The organism is Pseudomonas fluorescens, assembly GCF_000968015.1.
Lineage (GTDB): Bacteria > Pseudomonadota > Gammaproteobacteria > Pseudomonadales > Pseudomonadaceae > Aquipseudomonas > Aquipseudomonas fluorescens_W.
In genome coordinates, this window is sequence record NZ_LACH01000028.1 from 1 (window position 1) to 21,055 (window position 21,055).

Genomic DNA, 21,055 nt, shown 5'->3' on the forward strand with positions numbered 1-21,055 from the left:
AGAACCAAAAAAAAGCCCCGCGACCGAATGAGGCGCAGGGCAAATGAATTGGTTGGTTGCTACCAACCAAAGGAGCTCGTTAAAACTTTACTTGCTGGCGACCGTCTCTGGTTGCCAGCCACCGCCCAAGGCTTTGTAAATCGCGACAATGCCGCGATACAGATCGACTTCGGCCTGGGCCTGAGTGTCTTCAGCCGCCAGGCGCTCACGCTGGGCGTCGAGCAGGACGAGGAAGTCCGCTGTGCCTTCGCGGTAGCGAATTTGGGCGAGGTCGGCCGCGGCGCGACTGGATTCGCTCTGACGAATCAGCGAGATCAAGCGCTGTTGACGTTTGCCATAGTCGCTAAAGGCGTTTTCCGACTCTTCCAACGCCAGCAGTACTTGCTGCTCGTAGGTCGCCAAGGCGCCTTCGGCATCAGCATCGGCACCACGTATCCGGGCGCGCACGCTGCCAAGGTCGAACGCCGCCCAGGTAATGCTTGGGCCCAGTGCCCAGGCGTTGGCCGCCGAGGAACCGATTTGTGAACCGCGCCCGGCGGTGAAACCAAGGAAACCGCTGAGGCTGACCCGAGGGAACAAATCAGCCTTGGCCACGCCGATACGGGCAGTGGCAGAAGCCAGTTTGCGTTCGGCGCTGAGAATGTCCGGGCGACGTTGCAGCAGTTCACCCGGATCACCGATCGGCAGGGCCTTGGCGATCGCCGGCAAGTCTTTTGGACTCAGGTCGACGGTCAGCTTGTCCGGACGTTCACCCAACAGGGTGGCGATGCGGTTTTTCTGTCGAACCTGTTCGGCCTGCAATTGCGGCACGCTGGCTTCGACGGACGCCAGACGTGCATCGGCGCGAACCACATCGAGCTGATCACCGACGCCGGCATCACGCAGGCTGACGGTGATCTTGCTCGATTCTTGCTGGTTGTTCAGGTTGGCCAGGGCGATCTTTTCCCGCAGCTGCGCACCGCGCAGTTGTCCGTAGGCATCCACCAGTTCAGCAATCATCGAGACTTGCAGTTGGTACAGATCGGCTTCGAGCGCTTGCTGTTCGGCGTCGGCAGATTCCAGGTTGCGCTGGATACGGCCAAACAGGTCGATCTCCCACGCCATGTCCAGGCCCAGGTCGTAGCGTTCGCTATTGACCCGTTTGGTGGTCTGGCCCGGAATCTGACCCTTGGCCAGGTCACTGCTGACCCGGCTGGTGATGGTTGGCATGGCGTCATTGCTGACGTCATCGCGAATGGCCCGGGCCGCTTTCCAGCGAGCGAAGGCTACGCGCAAATCACGGTTGCCTTGCAGCGATTGAGTCACCAACTGGTTGAGGGTCGGATCTTCGAACTGCTGCCACCAGATGCCTTCGAAACGCGAGCGGTCGAAGTTCTTCTGACCGGCGCTGCCATCGGTGGCGGTGGTGATGTTGGCCGGCTCAGTGGCTGGGGTCTTGTAGTCCGGGCCGACGGCACAGGCACTCAGGGCCAGTACCAGAAGGCTCGGCAGGAAGGCTTTCAGGCTCATTGTTGCGCCTCCAGTTTCAGGGCCTTGGCCGCTTTGCGCTTTTCACCGCGCTCCACAAAGTTACGAATCAATACGTAGAACACTGGCGTCAGCAACAGACCGAAGAAGGTCACCCCGAGCATCCCCGAGAACACCGCCACACCCATGGCATGACGCATTTCGGCACCGGCACCGCTGGAGAAGACCAGAGGCACAACACCCATGATGAACGCGAAGGACGTCATCAGGATCGGCCGCAGACGCAGGCGGCAAGCTTCCAGTACCGCGGCGAGCGGGCTGAGGCCTTCGTCCTGCTGTTTGTCCTTGGCAAACTCGACGATCAGAATCGCGTTCTTACAGGCAAGCCCCACCAGTACGATCAAGCCGATCTGAGTGAAGATGTTGTTGTCGCCTCCCGAAGCAATCACACCGGTGATGGCCGACAGCAAGGTCATCGGTACGATCAGGATCACCGCCAGTGGCAGGCTCCAGCTTTCGTACTGTGCCGCGAGTACCAGGAACGCCAGCAGTACGCAGAGCGGGAACACAAACAGTGCGGTGTTACCGGACAGAATCTGTTGGTAGGTCAGGTCGGTCCATTCGTAGGTCATGCCGTTCGGAAGTTCTTCCTTGAGCAGTTTCTCGATGGCTTTTTCGGCCTGGCCGGAGCTGTAGCCGGGGGCTGCTGCACCGTTGATCTCAGCGGTGATAAAGCCGTTGTAGTGCATCACGCGGTCCGGGCCCGAGGTGTCGCTGACCTTGATGAAGGTCGCCAGCGGGATCATCTCGCCTTTGTTGTTGCGCACTTTCAGCTGACCGATCTGGTCCGGTTCGAGACGGAACTGTTGTTCAGCCTGAACGTTGACCTGATAGGTACGACCAAAGCGGTTGAAGTCGTTGGCATACAGCGAACCCAGATAGATCTGCAGGGTGTCGAAGATGTCGCTGACCGCCACGCCGTGGGTCTTGGCTTTTTCCCGGTCGATAGCGGCATCGACCTGCGGCACGTTCACGGTGTAGCTGGTGAACAGGGCGGCCAGTTCCGGCACGTTGTGGCTCTTGGTGATGATGTTCATGGTTTCTTTGTACAGCTCGTCGTAGCCCAGGTTGCCCCGGTCTTCGATTTGCAGGCGGAAACCACCGATGGTGCCCAGACCTTGTACCGGCGGCGGCGGGAAGATCGCCATGTAGGCTTCCTGAATCCCGGCGAACTGGCCGTTCAATGCACCGGCAATTGCACCGGCGGACATGCTCGGGTCTTTACGTTCGTCGAACGGTTTCAAGGTGACGAACACGATGCCGGCGTTAGGACTGTTGGTAAAACCGTTGATCGACAGGCCCGGGAAGGCCACCGCACTTTCCACACCAGGCTGTTTCAGGGCCAGGTCGGACATGCGTTTGATCACGTCTTCGGTACGGTCCAGGCTCGAAGCGTCCGGCAGTTGCGCGAAGGCCACCAGGTATTGCTTGTCCTGGCCGGGGACGAAACCGGTCGGGGTGCTGGAGAAACCGAAGAACGTCAGCACCATCAGGCCTGCGTACAACAGCAGGGCAATGCCGCTGCTGCGGATAACCCGGCCTACCGTGCCGACATAACCGTGGCTGGCCTTGTCAAAGAAGCGGTTGAACGGACGGAACAGCCAGCCACCGAAGATCTTGTCGAGAACCTTGGAGAAACGGTCCTTCGGCGCGTCATGGCTTTTGAGCAATACCGCAGCCAGCGCTGGCGACAGGGTCAGCGAGTTGAACGCCGAGATCACGGTCGAGATCGCAATGGTCAGGGCGAACTGCTTGTAGAACTGGCCGGTCAACCCGGAGATGAAGGCCGCCGGGATAAACACCGCACACAGCACCAGCGCCGTTGCGATGATCGGACCGGTCACTTCACGCATCGCACGCTTTGTCGCCTCGACCGGGGTGAGCCCCAGTCCGATGTTCCGTTCGACGTTCTCCACCACCACGATGGCGTCATCCACCACGATACCGATGGCCAATACCAGGCCAAACAATGACAGGGCGTTCAGCGAGAAGCCGAACAGGTGCATCACGGCAAACGTACCGATCAGCGAAACCGGCACCGCCACCAATGGAATGATCGAGGCGCGCCAGGTTTGCAGGAACAGGATCACCACCAGAACAACGAGGATCAGCGCTTCGAAGAGGGTGTGAACCACCGCCTCGATGGAGCCGCGCACGAAGATCGTCGGGTCATAGACGATGCTGAAGTCCATGCCTTCCGGGAAGCTCTTTTTCAGCTCCGCCATCTTGTCGCGCACTTCGTTGGAGATTTCGATCGCGTTGGAACCAGGGCGCTGGAAGATCGGGATCGCCACCGCCGGTTGGTTGTTCAGCAGCGAACGCAACGCGTATTGGCTGGAACCCAACTCAATGCGAGCGATGTCTTTCAGGCGAGTGATTTCACCGTTTTCGCCGGAGCGAATGATGATGTTCTCGAACTCTTCTTCAGAAACCAGACGGCCTTGGGTGTTGACCGACAGCTGGAACGCGGTGGCATTCGGCGCGGGTGGCGCACCCAGTGCACCGGCGGCCACCTGACGGTTCTGCTCACGGATCGCAGTCACGACATCGGTGGCGGTCAGGTTGCGCGAAGCGGTCTTGTTCGGATCGAGCCAGACACGTAGCGAGTAATCGCCCATGCCGAAAAGCTGCACGTCACCGACACCGCCCAGACGCGCCAGCTCATCCTTGATGTTGAGCAAGGCGTAGTTGGACAGGTAGAGCATGTCGTAGCGTTTGTCCGGCGAGGTCAAGTGCACAACCATGGTCAGGTCGGGCGAAGCCTTGTCCACGGTGATACCGATGCGCGTCACTTCTTCTGGAAGCTTCGGCTCGGTCCGGGTCACGCGGTTCTGCACCTGTACCTGTGCGTTGTCCAGGTCAGTGCCCAGCGCAAAGGTAATGGTCAGGGTGATCTTGCCGTCAGCGGTGGACTGCGAGGACATGTACAGCATGTTCTCGACGCCGGTGATGGCTTGCTCCAGTGGAGCGGCCACGGTTTCACCGATGACTTTAGGGTTGGCACCCGGGAAGTTCGCACGAACCACAACGGTCGGAGGAACCACTTCCGGGTATTCGCTGATCGGCAGCTGGAACAGCGAGATGGCGCCGGCGATCAGGATCAGCAGCGAAAGTACCGCTGCAAAGATCGGCCGTGAAATGAAGAATTGGGAAAAATTCATCGTAGAGATCCCTTAACCGCGTGGTGTCGCAGCAGCCAGTTTCACAACCGAACCCGGCGCGACCTTGGCAGGTGCGACTTGGGGCAGGTTGCTGGCTTCCAGCGCTTGTCGTTGTTGTGCGAGTGCCGCGAGGGTTTGTTCACTGGCCATCGGGATCACTTCTGGCGTGACCGGCGAACCAGGGCGAACCCGTTGCAGACCCTTGACGATGACGGTGTCGTCCTTGCTCAGGCCGCTGCGCACGATGCGCAAACCTTCGATCTTCGGACCCAGCTCGACCGAGCGGTAAACCGTCTTGTTGTCGGCATCCATCACCAGCACGAACTTTTTACCCAGATCGGTACCGACCGCTTCATCGTTGATCAGCACGGCGGAATAGGTGCCGCTGCCGACCAGTTTCAGGCGGGCATACAGGCCTGGGGTGTAGGCGCCGTCGCTGTTGTCGAACACGGCACGACCGCGGATGGTGCCGGTTTTCGGGTTGACCTGGTTGTCGACGAAGTTCATCACGCCCTGGTGTGGGTTGCCGTCTTCGTTGGAAAGACCGAGGTAAACCGGGGTGGTAGCACCGCGTTTGCCCTGGCGAGCGAGCTGTGTGTATTTGAGGAACACACGCTCGTCGGCGTCGAAGTAGGCGTAGACCTTGTCAGTGGACACCACACTGGTCAGTGCGGTGGTGTCGGCGGTCACCAGGTTGCCGGCGGTGATTTCCGCGCGGCTGACGCGGCCACTGATCGGTGCAGTGACACGGGTGAAGCTCAGGTTCAGTTTGGCCAGGTCCAGTTGTGCCTGGAGGGCACCGACGGCGGCACGGGCTTCTTGAGCAGCGCTGGTGCGCGAATCGGCCAGCTCGGCGGAGATCGCATTGCTGGTGCGCAGACGTTCGCCACGCTGGGATTCGTTTTCGCTGCGGGTGGCGTTGGCACGGGACTGGGCAACCAGGGCTTCGAGGCGGCGAACCTCGGCCTGGAATGGACGCGGGTCGATCTGGAACAGCAGGTCGCCTTTCTTGACCAAAGCGCCTTCAGTGAAGGCCACTTCATCGATCTGACCAGAGACCCGTGGACGTATTTCTACGGTTTCCGGCGCTTCGAGGCGCCCGGTGAATTCGTCCCACTCGTTAACCGGCTGTTCCAGCACTTTGGCCACGCTGACCTTGGCTGCGGGCATAGTGGCGGCCGTGTCCGGAGTCTTGCCGCAGGCGCTCATCACCAGTACGGCCAACAGGGCCAACGGGAAGCGTAAATGTTTGAGTGATTGTTCCATGGATGCATCCGCCAATGTATTGAGAATGGACGGATGATGCTCGGCGAGGTTGTATCGCACGAATCGAATGAGGCAAAGGTAACTATCATTCGGAATGATATAAGCGCCAGCCAAGCTCTCTAGCGTGCACCTTTCGTTAGGCGGCTATCAATTGGATTGATGACAATTCAGTGTTGCCTGGACTGCAAAAGTCCAGGCCGGGGCCACGGCCGCACCAATGCCTGTGGCCTCGTGTTGACCTCAAGTGGCAGCGACGAACATTTTGGGGTCGATTTCTGACACTTGCGGCTGATCCCCGACGCCGACAATTCGTTCCTGAGAGCCTCGAATCGGCGCGCCGACATGCATGACAAACATAAAGAAACCTCCCGTGGCGGGCTGGCCGTGAACTCGATTGGGGACGGAGCCACCCTGAGCAACAGGAGAGCGGTACATGCTGACACTGACTGAATCTTGCCGGCAACAACCGCCGACCCTGCGCATCGGCTTCTGGTTGCTGGAAGACTTTGATTTTTATGCTCTGGCCAATGCGCTGGAACCTTTGCGCCTGGCCAACCAGATGGCTGGACGTAGCGTCTGCCAATGGCAGATTCTCAGCCTGGAAGGTCGCGATCTGAACGCCAGCAACGGCATTGCCACCGCCACCACCCGACTGGATCAGGTACAACCCCTGGACGTGTTGATCCTCTGTGGTGGCGACAACCCGCACGCTCAGGCGGAGTCTCCAGCAGTGCGCCAGCAGTTGCACTACTGGGCTGCACAGCCGGTGGGCCTGGGCGCATTAGGCAAGGCCGGTTGGCTGCTGGCGCAGACTGGCGCGCTGGACGGTTTCCGTTGCAGCCTGCCTGAACCCGATCCGTCGCTGTCGTTTTCGACTTCCAGCGATTTGAGCCCGGTGGCCGCACCCTTCTGTGTCGACCGCCAGCGTCTGACATGCGTCGGCCCGCAGGCCGTCCAAGGGTTAATGCACGAACTGCTGGCCCGGTCCCACGGTCGCGGCCTGGTGCTGCGTATGGAAAAGCACGCAACCCGTCAGGCCCGGCCACTGCAATCGGTGCACAACGCGCCAGCAAAACTTCAGGCGACGCTGGCGTTGATGAATGAGCACCTGACTCGCACATTGGCTATCGACGAACTGGCCGAATCCATGGGCATTTCCCGCCGGCATCTAGAGCGGCTGTTCAAACGCAACCTGGGTTGTTCGCCGTCGCGGCATTATCTGGACTTGCGCTTGCAACAGGCACGTCAGCTACTGCAGACCACTAAACGGCCAATGAAAGATATCGCGCAACAATGCGGATTTGTTTCACTGCAGCACTTTTTCCGTTGCTACCGTCAATACTTTGGTGCGCACGCGCGCGATCATGTGGAAGCGGATCAGCCCGCGACGAGGTCCTGAGAGGCCGTCAAACCTCAATTCACTGTGCCAATGCCAATGCCTCCGCCAAGCGGCTTTCACTGCGCTTGCCGGGGGCATTGTCGTTTCTGGCGTATGGCCTTTTGGGCCACGTTGGCAAAGAGCGGATCTGGTCAACTACAGGTCGGATTCGCGCAAAAAAACTCACCTTGCATCTGTTCGAATGATCTTCAGCGGCCCGCCAGAGTGGCGCTTCCCGTCGATCAATCACTGACAAGGATAAATGATATGCAAATGCCGAAAACCATCCAGATCAAGAACGGCGAAAAAGTGGCACCGACGTTCTCGGCGCAAGAATATGCCAATCGCCAGGCCAAATTACGGGCGTACCTGGCGCAGAACAATATCGACGCGGCCGTCTTCACGTCCTATCACAACATCAATTACTACAGCGATTTTCTCTACTGCTCGTTCGGTCGCCAGTATGCATTGGTCGTGACCCAGGACAGTGCCGTGACCATCAGCGCCAACATCGATGGCGGTCAACCATGGCGCCGCACCATGGGCACTGAAAATATTGTCTACACCGACTGGCAGCGTGATAACTATTTCGTTGCGATCCAGCAAGCGTTACCCAAGGCCGGGCGTATCGGTATTGAGTTCGACCATCTGAATTTGCTCAACCGCGACAAGCTTGCCAGTCGTTATCCGCAGGCCGAGCTGGTGGATATCGCCGCGCCCTGCATGCGTATGCGCATGATCAAGTCCGCCGAAGAACACGCGATCATCCGTCACGGTGCACGCGTGGCGGACATTGGCGGCGCTGCCATCGTCGAAGCCTTGCGTGATCAGGTTCCAGAATACGAAGTGGCCCTGCACGCCACCCAAGCCATGGTCCGCGAGATTGCCCGGACGTTCCCTGACTCCGAACTGATGGACACCTGGACCTGGTTCCAGTCCGGCATCAACACCGACGGCGCCCATAACCCGGTGACGTCGCGCAAGGTCAACAAGGGCGACATTCTCAGCCTCAATTGCTTCCCGATGATTGCCGGTTACTACACCGCACTGGAACGTACCCTGTTCCTGGATCACTGTTCCGATGAGCATCTGCGTTTGTGGGAAGTGAACGTCAAAGTGCACGAGGCCGGTCTGAAACTGATCAAGCCGGGCATGCGCTGCTGTGATATCGCCCAGCAATTGAACGAGATTTTCCTGGAACACGATCTGCTGCAATACCGTACCTTCGGCTACGGTCACTCATTCGGTACGCTGAGCCATTACTACGGCCGTGAAGCCGGACTGGAACTGCGCGAAGACATCGACACGGTACTGGAGCCAGGAATGGTGGTGTCCATTGAGCCGATGATCATGTTGCCCGAAGGCCTTCCGGGGGCCGGCGGTTATCGTGAACACGACATATTGATCGTCAATGAACAGGGCGGGGAGAACATCACCAAGTTCCCGTACGGCCCGGAACACAACATCATCAAGAAGTAAGACTTTGCGCCGCACAGTGAACCTGTGCGGCGTTTTACGTTGATGAGTGGGGAAAATCTTCCCGGTGGTTTAGATAAACCGGAAAAAACGACGCATGCGCACCCAAGAGCGCGCAGCATCTAACGAGCCTTAACCCTGCCAAGTAAAACAATAGAGGGTTTTGTCATGTACTACGTCCCGACGCTTTTTCCTGATCGCCATACCTCTAACACCGGAGGTGCCCAATGAGCACTCAAAGTGCAAGCCTGACGCCGACCCTGGCGCAAAAACTTGAACAGACCGCCGAGCGCAAAGCCTTGCGGCGCGCTGCCAGTGCCAGCTTCATGGGCAACTTCGTCGAGTGGTTCGACTATGCGGCCTACGGCTATCTGGCCACCGTCATCGCCCTGACGTTTTTCCCGCAAACCGACAAGGCAAGCGCGTTGCTGGCGACCTTCGCGGTGTTCGCGCTGTCGTTTATCGTTCGCCCTTTAGGGGGCTTGGTCTGGGGGCACTTCGGTGACAAGTACGGGCGGCGCAGTGCGTTGTCCTGGTCGATCCTGATCATGTCGATCTCGACCTTTTGCATCGGCATCCTGCCGACTTACCACCACATTGGCCTGTGGGCACCGGCGTTGTTGCTGCTGATTCGCTTGTGCCAGGGCTTCTCGGCTTCGGGTGAATACGCCGGGGCATCGGCCTTTCTCGCCGAGTACGCCCCCGAGGGTAAACGCGGTTTGTACACCAGCATTGTCCCGGCGAGCACGGCGGCCGGTCTGCTGTTTGGCGCGGTGTTCGTGGCGGGGTTGCATGCGTGGATGAGTGTCGAAGACCTGCACAGTTGGGGCTGGCGCTTGCCCTTTTTGCTGGCAGCGCCGTTCGGGCTGGTGGGGCGCTACATCCGCATGAGTTTGCAAGACACACCCAAGTTTCTGGAGATGGAAAAGCGCCTGGAAGCGAAGGAGTGCGCGACCCACGCACCTGTTCGCGAATTGCTGACCGTACATCGGCGTAGCGTATTGATCGGGATTGGCGTGACCTGCCTGAACGCCGTGGCGTTTTACTTGCTTCTCAGCTACATGCCGACGTATCTGTCGACCGAAATGGGCATGAGCGAGAGTGATTCGTTCCTGGCGTCGACGGTGTCGCTGGCGACCTACATCGGCCTGATTTTCCTGATGGGCAAGCTGTCGGACCGGTTCGGCCGCAAGACCATGTTGCTGACCGCTTCGGTGCTGTTCCTGGCGCTGACTTTTCCACTGTTCGGCATGCTGGAGAACCAGCCGCTGATCGTGATCTTGATGATCCAGATTGCCTTCGGCGCCATCCTGGCGATGAACGACGGCACCTTGCCGTGCTTCCTCGCCGAGATATTCCCCACCCGCGTACGCTTCAGTGGCTTTGCCTTCAGCTTCAACATCGCCAATGCCGTGTTCGGTGGCACTGCGCCGTTTATTGCGACCTGGTTGATCCAGCTGACCGGCAACAAAATGGCCCCGGCCTGGTATTTGTTGGCTGCAGCGGCGGTGGCGTTGGTTGCCTTGCTGGCGAGCCGGGAAACGGCGCATAAGGCATTGCAGGACTAGGCAACCCCACGGCCTCTTCGCGAGCAGGCTCGCTCCCACAGTTGGCCGAGTTGTCCAGGAGGACGCGGCTTAATGTGGGGGCGGGCTTGCTCGCGAAGAGGCCAGTCCAGCTAACATCAATGTTCAATACCAGCACTCAATGCACCGCCGCCACTTGCTTGCGCTCACCAATGGGCGATATGCCGAAGAAACGGCTGTAGCACTTGGAGAAATGCGCCGGCGAAACAAACCCGCAGGCGAGGGCGACGTCGCGTACCTGCGACTCGCTGCGCAGCAGTAACTGTCGAGCCCGTGAAAGGCGCAGCTCCAGGTAGTACTGGCTGGGCGTGCGCTGCAGGTGTTTGTGAAACAGCCGTTCCAGTTGCCGCACCGACACCTCGTTCAACCGCGCGAGCTCCTCAAGACCCACCGGCTCTTCGAGGTTGGCCTCCATGATCGCCACCATCTGACTGAGCTTGGGTTGGGATGTCCCCAGTTTTTGCCGCAATGGCACCCGCTGTTGCTCCTGCGCGCCCCGCACTCGATCACACAGCAACAACTCGGCCGCATGGGCTGCGATGTCCCGACCACCGGGTTCACGGGCAATCAATTGCAGTGTCATGTCCATGGACGCCACGCCACCGGAACAGGTGTAGCGGTCCCGATCCAGCTCGAACAGCTGGTTGGAAATGATGATCCCCGGGAAACGCTCCTTCAGCGCTTCGATGTCTTCCCAGTGAATCGTGCAGCGATAGCCCTTGAGCAAATCGGCCCGTGCCAACAAATGACTGCCCGTGCAAATCCCGCCCAGCGGCACCTGATCATGTGCCAGCTTGCGTAGCCAATTGAGCAACGGTCGGCTGCTGTGGTTGGAAACGATCGGGTTGGAGCCGACAACGAACAGAATGTCGAGCTTGGGTGCGTCGTTGATGGTGTAGTCGGGCAGGATGCGCATGCCATTGCTGGCGGTGACCGGCTCCAGGCTGGCGGCGATGATCACCGTGCGGAACATCGGTTTGCGCGCTGCCATATTGGCCATGCGCAAGGTTTCTACGGCGGAGGCGAAGCCGATGGTGGTGAAGTTGGGGATGACCAGAAAACCCACGGTTTTTACCGGTCGTTGTTCATTAGCCGAACGTCCGGCAGCGGGTTTCGCCACTTGGAGTTTCGCCATCATTACCGCTCCTCAACTGCAAAAGTGACGCGCTCTTCGGCAAGCCGCCGACTCGGCAACATCATCTCGTTTTTATGATTGTTAACCCTGCTTGCGGGTATGCGGATATTACACCGTGTCCCGGATCAATAGGCTTGTCGGAGGAGGAAGAAGGAGGAGAAGAAGGGTAAAAAAAACCGGCCCGCTCATCGTGGGAAGCGGGCCGGAAAGAGGTGAACGGTTAATCGTTGGCGCGGTATGTAAATGGAGCGTCGAGGATTGAGGTCACGCCAGTTCGGCTTTGCGCACGGTGCCCTTCCTGGCATTGAAAATGGCGCTCATACAGACAATGGACAGCGTGAGCGCCCCCGTGGCGATCACTTCCATGCGGTGCTCGGGCAAAATCAGCATGACAATCAAAATGCTCAAGATGCAGAAGATAACCAGGTAGCTGAGCCAAGGGTAAAACCACATCTTGAAGACGATCGGCTGCCCTGAAACATTCATCTTTTTGCGAAGTACCAGTTGAGAAACAGCAATGGCCAGGTAGACCAGCAGTGCGACAGCGCCTGAGCTGGCCAGGAGGAAGGAGAACACTTCGTCGGGGGCAAAATAATTCAGTGCCGTGGTCAGGAAGCCAACCGCTGTACTGGCCAGCACGGCAATGTAGGGCACCCCTGAAGATGAAGTCTTTTGCAGGATTCGGGGGCCATCCCCGCGCTTGCTCAGTGAAAAGACCATGCGTGACGCCGTATAAATAGCTGAGTTAAGGCAACTGGCGACAGCGATCAGGACGACGATATCTACAATCATTTTCGCGTGTGGAATATTCATCAACTCAAGCGCTCTCTGATAAGAGCCAACTTGCATCAGCATCGGGTCGTTCCAGGGCACGATGGAGATGATGAGGAACACCGAGACGATGTAGAAAATCCCCATGCGCCAGACGACAGAGTTGGTCGCGCGGGTGATCTGTTTGGAGGGGTTGCGCGATTCTGCCGCTGCAATGGTGACGATTTCCGTGCCCATGAAGCTGAACACCGTGGTGAGCATCGCACCGACAACAGCGGTCATGCCATTGGGCATGAAACCACCAAACTCTTTACTCAACTGGACGACGCCACTGACGCTCGTATCAGGTAATACGCCGGCCAGGGCAAGCGCGCCAAGCGCGATAAAGCCTAGTACCGCAATCACTTTGAGCATGGCAAACCAGAATTCGAACTCGCCGTAACGAGCGACACTGAACAGGTTGGTCAATGTCAGCAGGCCGGTTACGGCGATCGCGAACTCCCAGGTGGGTATCGAGGGAAACCAGGCGTGCAAAATCGCAGCAGCAGCAATGGCTTCGATGGGAATGACCAGCACCCAGAACCACCAGTACAACCAGCCAATGGTAAAGCCGGCACTACGTCCCATCGCCCGCTCGGCATAGGTCGAAAATGAGCCTGTATCAGGCGATGCGACGGCCATTTCTCCCAGCATGCGCATGACCAGCACCACCAGGGTGCCGGAAAAAATGTACGCCAGAATGGCGGCCGGTCCCGCAGACGCGATGGCGTGTCCCGAGCCGATGAACAGGCCGGCACCGATGGCACCGGCAATGGACAACATGGTGACGTGACGTTGTTTGAGGCCTGGGGCCAGAGTTGAGCTGCTGGACATGAGACTTACCCTTTTTATTATGCTTTGGAGGGTTAACGGCGGGTTGTTGTTTTGGCGCGTCCTTGTGCTCGTTATGTCTCTAAATCGAAAGCCTCTCGTACGGCGGCGCTGATGCCTGAGACACACACTTCAAGAATCAACTCGCCTTTCTCGCGACTGGAACCTTTAGGGGATGACAGTGTTCCGCAGGCCGGAGTACGCGCCGGGATGATGGGGAATACGTCGTAAGGCGGGAAGGTCGCTGGCGGGTGATCGACGGCGCGACTCAGGTCGACCTTGTCGGGGTGAAGCGCCAGCATCAGGGATGTTTCGAAAATGCCGCCATGTTCGATGTCCCAGCCGAGGAATCCATCGGGATACAGCTTTTCGATGACGCCCGGATCGTTGACGAAGTCCCAATAGGACAGCACCACGACTTTGAAGTCATTGATGCCACCGTAACGAAGTTCCCGCAGCGCAAGGTCAATGCCCTCGACAATGAACATCGAGTTTTCGTAGTGACCGTTCATCATCACCAGTTTGCGGGCGCCGTGGCGCGCCAGTTCTCTGATGATGTCCTGCACGGTGTGGGTCAGCGTGGCGCCATCGAGACTGGTCGTTCCGGGAAAGTGGTTGCCGCCTCCTGATTTCTGCTGGGACTTGTAGCCATAGGCGATCGCAGGCAGAACCAGGCCGCTGACATTTTGCGCGACCGCCTTGCATATCGCAGTCGGCAGTAGAACATCGACCTCCATGCACAGGTGATGGCCATGCTGTTCGAGTGCGCCCACTGGCAGAAAGATCGGGCAGCCTGTAGCGACCTTCTCGGCATACTCCGGCCACGTGAGCTCTCCAATAACCACGCTGTTGTTCATCTACACACCCTCTGAAAGTGATTGACCGCTTGGTGACTGCTCACCGTTGGATGGGGGCGTTTGCCTGGTGTCTGACCAGCCCTTTCGGATGGCAGAAATCACAGGTGGCGCGTAGAACAATTCGATCAGAGGGGGAGAGCGCCGATTTGTCTAAATCCGACCCGTAATTGACAAAACACCCTGTGGTTTGACGTTTCTGTCCGGTTATCGGACTGGCAATCGCCGCTTTCGGGTGAGAAGGCGCAGGGGTCGGATCTGACAAAGTCCGGGTCGGGCGCGTACAAAAAAGGGTGATGGCGATCTGCTGCAATGCATCCAGCCAGCCAGCCATTGATGCTTGGGGTTGGCAGCGGCAGCAGGAGGCAATGCAAAAGGATGAAACGGACAGAGGCACTTTCCATTACCCGGGAGAGACAACAATGACAAATCGCATCGACCTTTCACGCCGTACATTTCTCAAGACCACCAGCATCCTGGCAGGCTCGGCGGCACTTTCCAGTGTCCTTCCCTTGAGAAGCTTTGCCGCAGCGGAAAAAGAACTGGTCATCCTGGCATGGGCCGGACACGCCGAGCCGGACATCGTCGCCGATTTCGAACGCCAATACGGGGTCAAGGTCCGGGCCAAGTACTACACCGGTGGGGACAACATGCTGGGGCTGATCGCGCAATCCCCGCCCGGCACCTTCGATCTGATCCTGTCCGACGCCGAATATGTTCAGCAACTCAACGCCGCCGAATACATCGAACAACTCGACCCCGCTGACTACCCCTTCGATGACTTCTACCCGGAGTTCCAGCATTTTCCCGGTCACTGGCAGGGTGACAAGCTCTATTCGGTGCTGATTCGCTTTGGGTTTCTGGGCATCGCCTACAACACCCAGCTTGTTCCCGAAGCCAAAGTTCGCAGCTATGACCTGTTCTGGGACCCAAGCCTCAAGGGCAAGGTCGGGCATTTCGACTGGCACCTGCCGAACCTTGGGCAGGTCAGTCTGTTCAGTGGCAACGCGCGTCCTTACGACATCGACGCGGCGCACTGGCAAACCGTCCAGCAGAAAATGATGAGCCTGCGCCCGCAGATTGGGGGGTTCTTCGATTACGGCGGAACCTTTTCTTCACTGAAAAACGGTCAGATCCATGCCATGTGCGGCATCGGCGACTGGATTACCGGCGTCTTGCAGCGCGCCGGTGCGCCGGTAAAAACCGTGCTGCCACAGGAGGGTGGTTTGCAATGGACGGAGTCCTACTGCATCGCCAGAAAAGCGCATAGCCCGGACCTGGCGAAGAAGTTCATCCAATACATCACCTCACCGCAAGGCCAGGTCAAGTCGGCGAGGATGGCCGCCTATCCAGCGCTCATCCCCAGCAAAAAAGGCTGGGAGCTGCTGAACCAGACCGATCCCGCCGAAGCGAAGCGCCAAGGCATGGTGCTCGGTCAGCGCAACGTCATGGATGACATCCGCGATGGCCGCATCAAGTACCGCGAGCTCCCGATCCAGCAGAGCCTGGAGGAGTGGAACGACTTCTGGTCGCAATACAAGGGTGCTTGACGAGACGCGTGGAGGTGGTCGCAATGCTGTCAGACAAATTAAAGGTTTCGCCGCCGGTACTCACCGATAACGCTGTTGCCGAGAGGTCGATGCGTCAGAGCGCTGGCAAGAAGGTTTTCCGCATGCCCTGGTACGGCCTCAGTTTCTCGATGCCGATCCTGATCTGGCAGTTGATCTTCTTTTTATTCCCGCTGGCATTTTTGGTGGCGATCAGCTTCTGGGTGGTGCGCAATTTTCGAATGGTGCCGACGTTCGAATGGCTGAATTGGAGCTACATGCTCAGCCGCGGCTTCTTTTGGGACGCCTATGTGCATACCCTGGCAATGGCGGCGGGCGCCACCGTACTGGTCAGCCTGGTGGCATTCCCCTGCGCCTACGCGATTGCCTTCAAGTTTCGCGAGTCGACAAAGCAGTTGCTGGTGTTGCTGCTGATCACGCCGTTCTTCACCAGTTACCTGGTACGAACCTATTCGTGGCAGGTGTTCCTTAGCGATAACGGCATTTTCAACGCCGCGCTTGGCCTGATCGGGCTGGAGCCGTTTGCGATGCTGAACACCACGTTCGGCACCTACGTCGGCTACTTCACGCTGTGCCTGCCACTGGTGGTGTTGCTGCAACTGTTCAGCCTGATGTACATCGATCGCTCGTTGATCGAGGCTGCGCACAACCTCGGCTGCGCAAGGTTGCGAACGGTGTGGCTGGTGGTGATTCCGTCGGCGCGAATCGGCATTGTCGTTGCGGCACTGTTCTGCTTCATCCTGACCTTCGGTGACTTCGTCAGCCCGCTCTACCTGGGCGGGGGGCAGCCACCGACCTTGAGCACGCTGATCACTGACACCACCAAGTCCGGGCAGCAATGGCCGCGCGCGGCGGTGATCGCCACGATGATGATCGTAACGCTGCTCATCGCGGCTTTTGGCGCGGTTCGATTCGCTTACCGGAGGCACGCATGAACGAGCATCGCTTGATTAATTTCCTGCTGCGCAGCTTTGTCGTGCTGGTGTTCATGTTCATCTTTACGCCCATTGCCGGCAGCTTCGTGTTCTCGTTCAATATTGACCGTTTCCCGTCCTTGCCACTGGGTGGATTCAGCCTGCACTGGTACGAAACGATCGCCGCCGACCCGGCAGTCTGGCAGGCATTCAAGAACAGTCTCATGGTGGGTGTGGTCGTTTCGCTGGTCTCGACTCTGCTTGGCTTCACCGCGGCCTACACCGACTTTCGCTACCAGTTCTTCGGCAAGTCGATGTACATGGCGCTCGCGATGCTGCCGCCCACCATCCCAGTGGTGATCATGGGGCTGGCGATGCTGGCTTTTCTGTCGCGGGTCGGACTTTCCGGCGAAATCTACGCGGTGATGATCAGCCACATCGTGATGTGCGCGCCTTTCGCGATGGCGGTGATCAGGATGCGTCTGGCGCAGATGGACCCCAACATCGAGGCCGCGGCCTGGAACCTGGGTGCCAGTCAGTGGAAAGCCATGAGGTATGTGATCCTGCCATTCACCGCGCCAAGCCTGTTCGCCGCGCTGTTTGTGACCATGGCCGTGTCCTTCGATGAATTCGCCGTCGCCTGGTTCGTGTCGGGGCTTAACGAGACGGTGCCCGTGCGCGTCCTCAACACGTTGCAAGGGCAAGTGAGCCCGACCATCAACGCGATCGGCACGATCGTCTTCATAACGACCATGACCCTGGTGATCCTCGCGCAACTTCTATTGATGCGGCGGCGCAAGCCCGCGAGCGCCTGATACCACCCTGACAATCTTCCGAGGATGAAGCCATGACTCAACCGCTGGTGGTTTTCGACAACGTGGTCAAGCATTTCGGCAGCTACCAGGCCGTCGAGCGTATGAACCTGGAAATTTACAAAGGCGAGTTCGTCGCGATCATGGGGTCGAGTGGCTGCGGCAAGACCACAACGCTGCGCATGCTGGCTGGCCTCGATAAACCTAGCGAGGGCGAAATTCGACTCAATGGTGAGCGCATCAACGACCTCAGCTCCTGGGAGCGGGAAACGCCGCTGGTCTGGCAAAACCTGGCGTTGTTCCCGTTTCTCAACGTGCTGGAGAATGTCGAGTTCGGTTTGCGAATGAGGGGCATGGCCAAGGCTGAGCGCCGCAAGAAAGCGCTGCTCTGGCTTGAGCGGCTTGGACTGCAGGACTTCGCCACTCGTGATATCAGTCTGCTCTCCGGTGGTCAGCGCCAACGCGTGGCGCTTGCTCGTTCGCTGGTCACCGAACCGCCGATCCTGCTACTGGACGAGCCGCTGAGCGCGCTCGATGCGCATTTGAGCGTACGCATGCAAGGCGTGCTGACCGGGCTGCAGAAAGACCTTGGCATCACCTTCGTCTACGTCACCCACAGTCAGTCCGAAGCCTTTGCGATGGCCGATCGCGTGGTGATCATGAGTCAGGGCCGGGTTGAACAGATTGGCTCGCCGCAGGAGGTTTTCCTGGAACCACACAACCGCTTCGTCGCGGAGTTTGTTGGCGGCAAAAACATTCTGTGCGGCACGGTCGTCGGCTTCGATCATGGGGGATTGGTCCGTCTCGATTCGGACCAAGGCGGATTCCTGGCACGGCTGCCGAAGGGGAAGTCGGTCGCCCCCGGCGAGCGCGTCGCTGTCTGCATCAGCGCCGAGCATATCGACCTGACCGCGAAACCTGTGCGGCGCAACCGGCTGGCCTGCACAGTGGTCGGTGAAGAATTCATCGGTTCGATGGTAAACATTTACCTCGAAGCCAGCGGCGGACTCGAGCTGCAGGTCCAGAAACCGCATGCCGATTACAGTCTGCTTAGTACGCACTGTGGCCAAGAAATCTTCGCTGAGTGGGACGATGCACATGCGCTGATTCTGCGCGGCGACTGAGGATCGGTCACCAGGCTGTCGCCAATCGGGCATGCGGCTGAACCGTGGCTTGAGCTACAAGCCACGGTTCAGCCTGAGAAAAGCGAGGTAAAATCTGCGCTTTTTATACGCATGGCCGGCATCACGGACGGCGGTAGCCTTTGAGCGACCGCTCAATCCCGGATGCAGGGCTCGCGAGGCCATTCGGATAGCTCTTTATGCCAGGCTATCGGGATCCCCAAAGAACATCTGAATCCGCGACCTTAACCAACGCTCGCCCGGATCATTATCCTGCGACCCGCGCCAGGCCATGTGCAATTCAAAACTGCGCACCGGCAACGGCGGGTCTTCAGCCCGCACACCGCCGGCCGCCGTCAACGCTTCAGCGGTGTAATCCGGCACGGTCGCGACGATATCAGTCCCGCTGATAAGCGTGCTGAGTCCGTTGAACTGCGGCACCGCGAGCACCACATGTCGTTTGCGTCCGAGCTTTTCCAGCTCTTCATCTATAAAGCCGCTCAGGTCGCCGGCGAACGACACCAGCGCATGAGGCCGTGCGCAGAAATCATCCAGGCTCAACGGCCCCGGCACCGTGTCGGCCCGCAACAGCTTCGGCATGCTGCGGCGCAGTACTTTGCGCTTGGCGTTGGCCGGCAGGTCGGCGGTGTAGCTGACGCCGATGGAAATTTCGCCCGAGGCCAGCAGGCTCGGCATCAGGATGTAGTTGGCCCGACGCACCACCAGCACGATCCCCGGAGATTCGGCGCGCAGGCGCTTGAGCAGCATCGGCAGCAACGCGAACTCGACATCGTCCGACAGGCCGATGCGAAACACCGCGGTACTGGTGGCCGGGTCGAACTCCGCCGCACGGCTGACCGCGGTGGAAATAGAATCCAGTGCCGGAGAGAGCAGGGCGAAGATTTCCACCGCCCGGGCGGACGGTTCCATGCTGCGACCGGTACGCACGAACAACGGATCATCGAACAGCCCGCGCAGGCGCGAGAGTGCCGCACTGATGGCCGGCTGGCCGAGGAACAATTTCTCCGCAGCGCGGGTCACACTGCGTTCGTGCATCAATGTTTCGAAAACGATCAACAGGTTCAGGTCGACACGACGCAGGTCATTACGATTCATCTGGAGTCCTGGCAGAGTCATCAAGCTTGACGAGAGCGGCCATATGAGAACAATGGCCGGCATGAATATTAAGGGGAAAGGCTGCTACTCTGCACCGAGTAATTCAGTTTTCCTGAAAAGGCTGCTTCGGTTTTCACGGCATTTGACGATGTCGCCGGCGCTGCGGAATCAATGACAGGCATGTCGACTATTAATAGCCACTGATAGTCTTGGGTAGAAAGCCCAGATAGAGTTCAGGGCATTAGAGGTTTCTTTGACGAGGTTTGCGATGTCCCGCACGATCCGTTTTCACAAGTTTGGTCCAGCCGAGGTGCTCAAATGCGAAGAGCATGCGGCCGCTCTCCCTGCGCCGGGCGAAGTGCAGGTGCGTGTCGAGGCAATTGGCATCAGCTGGTACGACATTCTCTGGCGCCAGAACCTGGCCTCGTCCCACGCTCGTCTGCCTTCAGGCCTTGGCCATGAAATGTCCGGCGTCGTGACGGCGGTCGGCGAAGGCGTCGATGATCTGTCAGTCGGCGACAAGGTCGCCAGCTTCCCGGCTGAAAGCCCCAACGATTATCCGGTCTACGGCGAACAGATCGTTCTGCCGCGCTCGGCACTCACCCGTTACCCGGACGTGCTCAGCCCGATCGAAGCGGCGGTGCATTACACGCCGTTGTTGATTGCTTACTTCGCTTATGCCGACCTGGCACGGGTCAAGCCTGGGCAGTTCGCCTTGGTCACCGACGCCAGTCACTGTGCAGGTCCGTCCTTTGTACAGCTGGGCAAGGCCTTGGGTGTACGGGTGATCGCCGCCACCAAGACAGCTGACGAACGTGAATACCTGCTGTCGCTGGGTGCCGAGAAAGTCATCGTCACCGAGGAAGAAGATCTGCTGATGCGGATCAACAAGATCACTGACAATCGCGGCGTAGACGTCGTGTTCGACGGTCTCGGCGGTCCACAGATGTCGTTGCTTGGCGATGTGCTCGCACCTCGCGGCAGCCTGGTGCTGTATGGCCTGCAAGGTGGCAACCAGACGCCATTCCCGGCCTGCGCAGCGTTCCAGAAGAACATCCAGTTCTTTGTGCACTGCATCGGCAACTTCACCGGCAAGCCGGAACTGGGCATCATCCAGGACCAGGTCGCACTGCAACGCGCCTTGCGTGACATCAACCAGATGACGGCGGACCGCGTGCTGTTGCCGCTCAAGACTCGGGTCTTCCCGTTTTCCGAGTTTGTCGAAGCACACCGCTACATGGACGAATGCCCATGCCGCGAGCGGGTCGCCCTCCAGGTCGAACCTGCATAAGCCCTTCATGTAAGCTCCCTATGCAAGAGTCCGTGCCCTCACGGACTCTTCTGTTTTCAGCACCTGCCAAAACGAGACGTCCCATTGCCCCGTCAAAGGGTCAGTTCAGCAACTGAACTGGTTTTTGCTCTCAATCTGTATCTTCTAATCATCATATAAGCCTTGATAATTGAATGATTACTTTCATCTCAAGGAATGAGTCATGGCTG

Annotated in this window: 15 protein-coding genes; 8 read left to right on the plus strand and 7 right to left on the minus strand. The window is 58.7% G+C overall.

All coding sequences use genetic code 11. The features are described from left to right. Nucleotides 1–87: 87 nt before the first annotated feature. From VD17_RS14175 to mexE, 3 genes are read right to left on the minus strand one after another with little or no spacing between them, the layout of a single operon-like run. Nucleotides 88–1,509, minus strand: a complete 1,422-nt coding sequence (locus VD17_RS14175; RefSeq protein ID WP_046054343.1) for an efflux transporter outer membrane subunit — start codon at nucleotides 1,507–1,509, stop codon at nucleotides 88–90. Beyond that, nucleotides 1,506–4,688 (minus strand): efflux RND transporter permease subunit, encoded by a 3,183-nt coding sequence (locus VD17_RS14180; RefSeq protein WP_046054344.1) that lies wholly within the window; start codon nucleotides 4,686–4,688, stop codon nucleotides 1,506–1,508. The genes VD17_RS14175 and VD17_RS14180 overlap by 4 nt, the downstream gene beginning before the upstream one ends. A gap of 12 nt (nucleotides 4,689–4,700) precedes the next feature. After that, nucleotides 4,701–5,954 carry a multidrug efflux RND transporter periplasmic adaptor subunit MexE gene (gene mexE, locus VD17_RS14185; RefSeq protein WP_033054979.1) on the minus strand — a complete coding sequence of 418 codons (1,254 nt, stop codon included), beginning with the start codon at nucleotides 5,952–5,954 and terminating at the stop codon, nucleotides 4,701–4,703. A gap of 433 nt (nucleotides 5,955–6,387) precedes the next feature. Between mexE and VD17_RS14190 the strand changes: the two genes are divergently transcribed. From VD17_RS14190 to VD17_RS14200, 3 genes are all read left to right on the plus strand, one after another. Continuing rightward, complete coding sequence (locus VD17_RS14190; protein WP_046054345.1) at nucleotides 6,388–7,353, plus strand: GlxA family transcriptional regulator; 966 nt, start codon at nucleotides 6,388–6,390, stop codon at nucleotides 7,351–7,353. Nucleotides 7,354–7,599: 246 nt separating this feature from the next. Next, a complete protein-coding gene (locus VD17_RS14195) occupies nucleotides 7,600–8,811 on the plus strand; it encodes a M24 family metallopeptidase (protein WP_033054978.1) in 1,212 nt (403 codons plus the stop codon). A 224-nt stretch (nucleotides 8,812–9,035) separates the two neighbouring features. Continuing rightward, nucleotides 9,036–10,376 carry an MFS transporter gene (locus VD17_RS14200; protein WP_046054346.1) on the plus strand — a complete coding sequence of 447 codons (1,341 nt, stop codon included), beginning with the start codon at nucleotides 9,036–9,038 and terminating at the stop codon, nucleotides 10,374–10,376. A 136-nt stretch (nucleotides 10,377–10,512) separates the two neighbouring features. Here VD17_RS14200 and VD17_RS14205 read toward each other — a convergent pair whose 3' ends face one another. The 3 genes from VD17_RS14205 to VD17_RS14215 all read right to left on the minus strand — a co-directional run bounded on the left by VD17_RS14205 (nucleotide 10,513) and on the right by VD17_RS14215 (nucleotide 14,027). Next, on the minus strand, nucleotides 10,513–11,529 hold the full coding sequence (locus VD17_RS14205) for a GlxA family transcriptional regulator (protein ID WP_046054357.1): 1,017 nt from the start codon (nucleotides 11,527–11,529) through the stop codon (nucleotides 10,513–10,515). A 264-nt stretch (nucleotides 11,530–11,793) separates the two neighbouring features. Next, entirely contained in the window at nucleotides 11,794–13,173 is a 1,380-nt protein-coding gene (gene gabP / locus VD17_RS14210; protein ID WP_046054347.1) for a GABA permease, read from the minus strand. Between the two features lie 71 nt (nucleotides 13,174–13,244). Next, on the minus strand, nucleotides 13,245–14,027 hold the full coding sequence (locus VD17_RS14215; protein WP_046054348.1) for a creatininase: 783 nt from the start codon (nucleotides 14,025–14,027) through the stop codon (nucleotides 13,245–13,247). A 419-nt stretch (nucleotides 14,028–14,446) separates the two neighbouring features. Here VD17_RS14215 and VD17_RS14220 point away from each other — a divergent pair, with 419 nt between their 5' ends. The 4 genes from VD17_RS14220 to VD17_RS14235 are packed head-to-tail and all read left to right on the plus strand — an operon-like array spanning nucleotide 14,447 to nucleotide 18,442. After that, nucleotides 14,447–15,574: an extracellular solute-binding protein gene (locus tag VD17_RS14220; RefSeq protein ID WP_046054349.1), complete on the plus strand. Its 1,128-nt coding sequence runs from the start codon at nucleotides 14,447–14,449 to the stop codon at nucleotides 15,572–15,574. Nucleotides 15,575–15,597: 23 nt separating this feature from the next. Then, entirely contained in the window at nucleotides 15,598–16,527 is a 930-nt protein-coding gene (locus VD17_RS14225) for an ABC transporter permease (protein WP_046054350.1), read from the plus strand. Continuing rightward, nucleotides 16,524–17,321: an ABC transporter permease gene (locus tag VD17_RS14230; RefSeq protein WP_046054351.1), complete on the plus strand. Its 798-nt coding sequence runs from the start codon at nucleotides 16,524–16,526 to the stop codon at nucleotides 17,319–17,321. Before VD17_RS14225 ends, VD17_RS14230 begins: the two co-directional genes overlap by 4 nt. Nucleotides 17,322–17,353: 32 nt before the next feature. Next, a complete protein-coding gene (locus VD17_RS14235; RefSeq protein WP_046054352.1) occupies nucleotides 17,354–18,442 on the plus strand; it encodes an ABC transporter ATP-binding protein in 1,089 nt (362 codons plus the stop codon). 195 nt (nucleotides 18,443–18,637) lie between these two features. Here VD17_RS14235 and VD17_RS14240 read toward each other — a convergent pair whose 3' ends face one another. Beyond that, a complete protein-coding gene (locus VD17_RS14240) occupies nucleotides 18,638–19,555 on the minus strand; it encodes a LysR family transcriptional regulator (RefSeq protein ID WP_008156370.1) in 918 nt (305 codons plus the stop codon). A gap of 268 nt (nucleotides 19,556–19,823) precedes the next feature. Between VD17_RS14240 and VD17_RS14245 the strand changes: the two genes are divergently transcribed. Beyond that, nucleotides 19,824–20,846: a zinc-dependent alcohol dehydrogenase family protein gene (locus tag VD17_RS14245; RefSeq protein ID WP_046054353.1), complete on the plus strand. Its 1,023-nt coding sequence runs from the start codon at nucleotides 19,824–19,826 to the stop codon at nucleotides 20,844–20,846. Nucleotides 20,847–21,055: the final 209 nt, after the last annotated feature.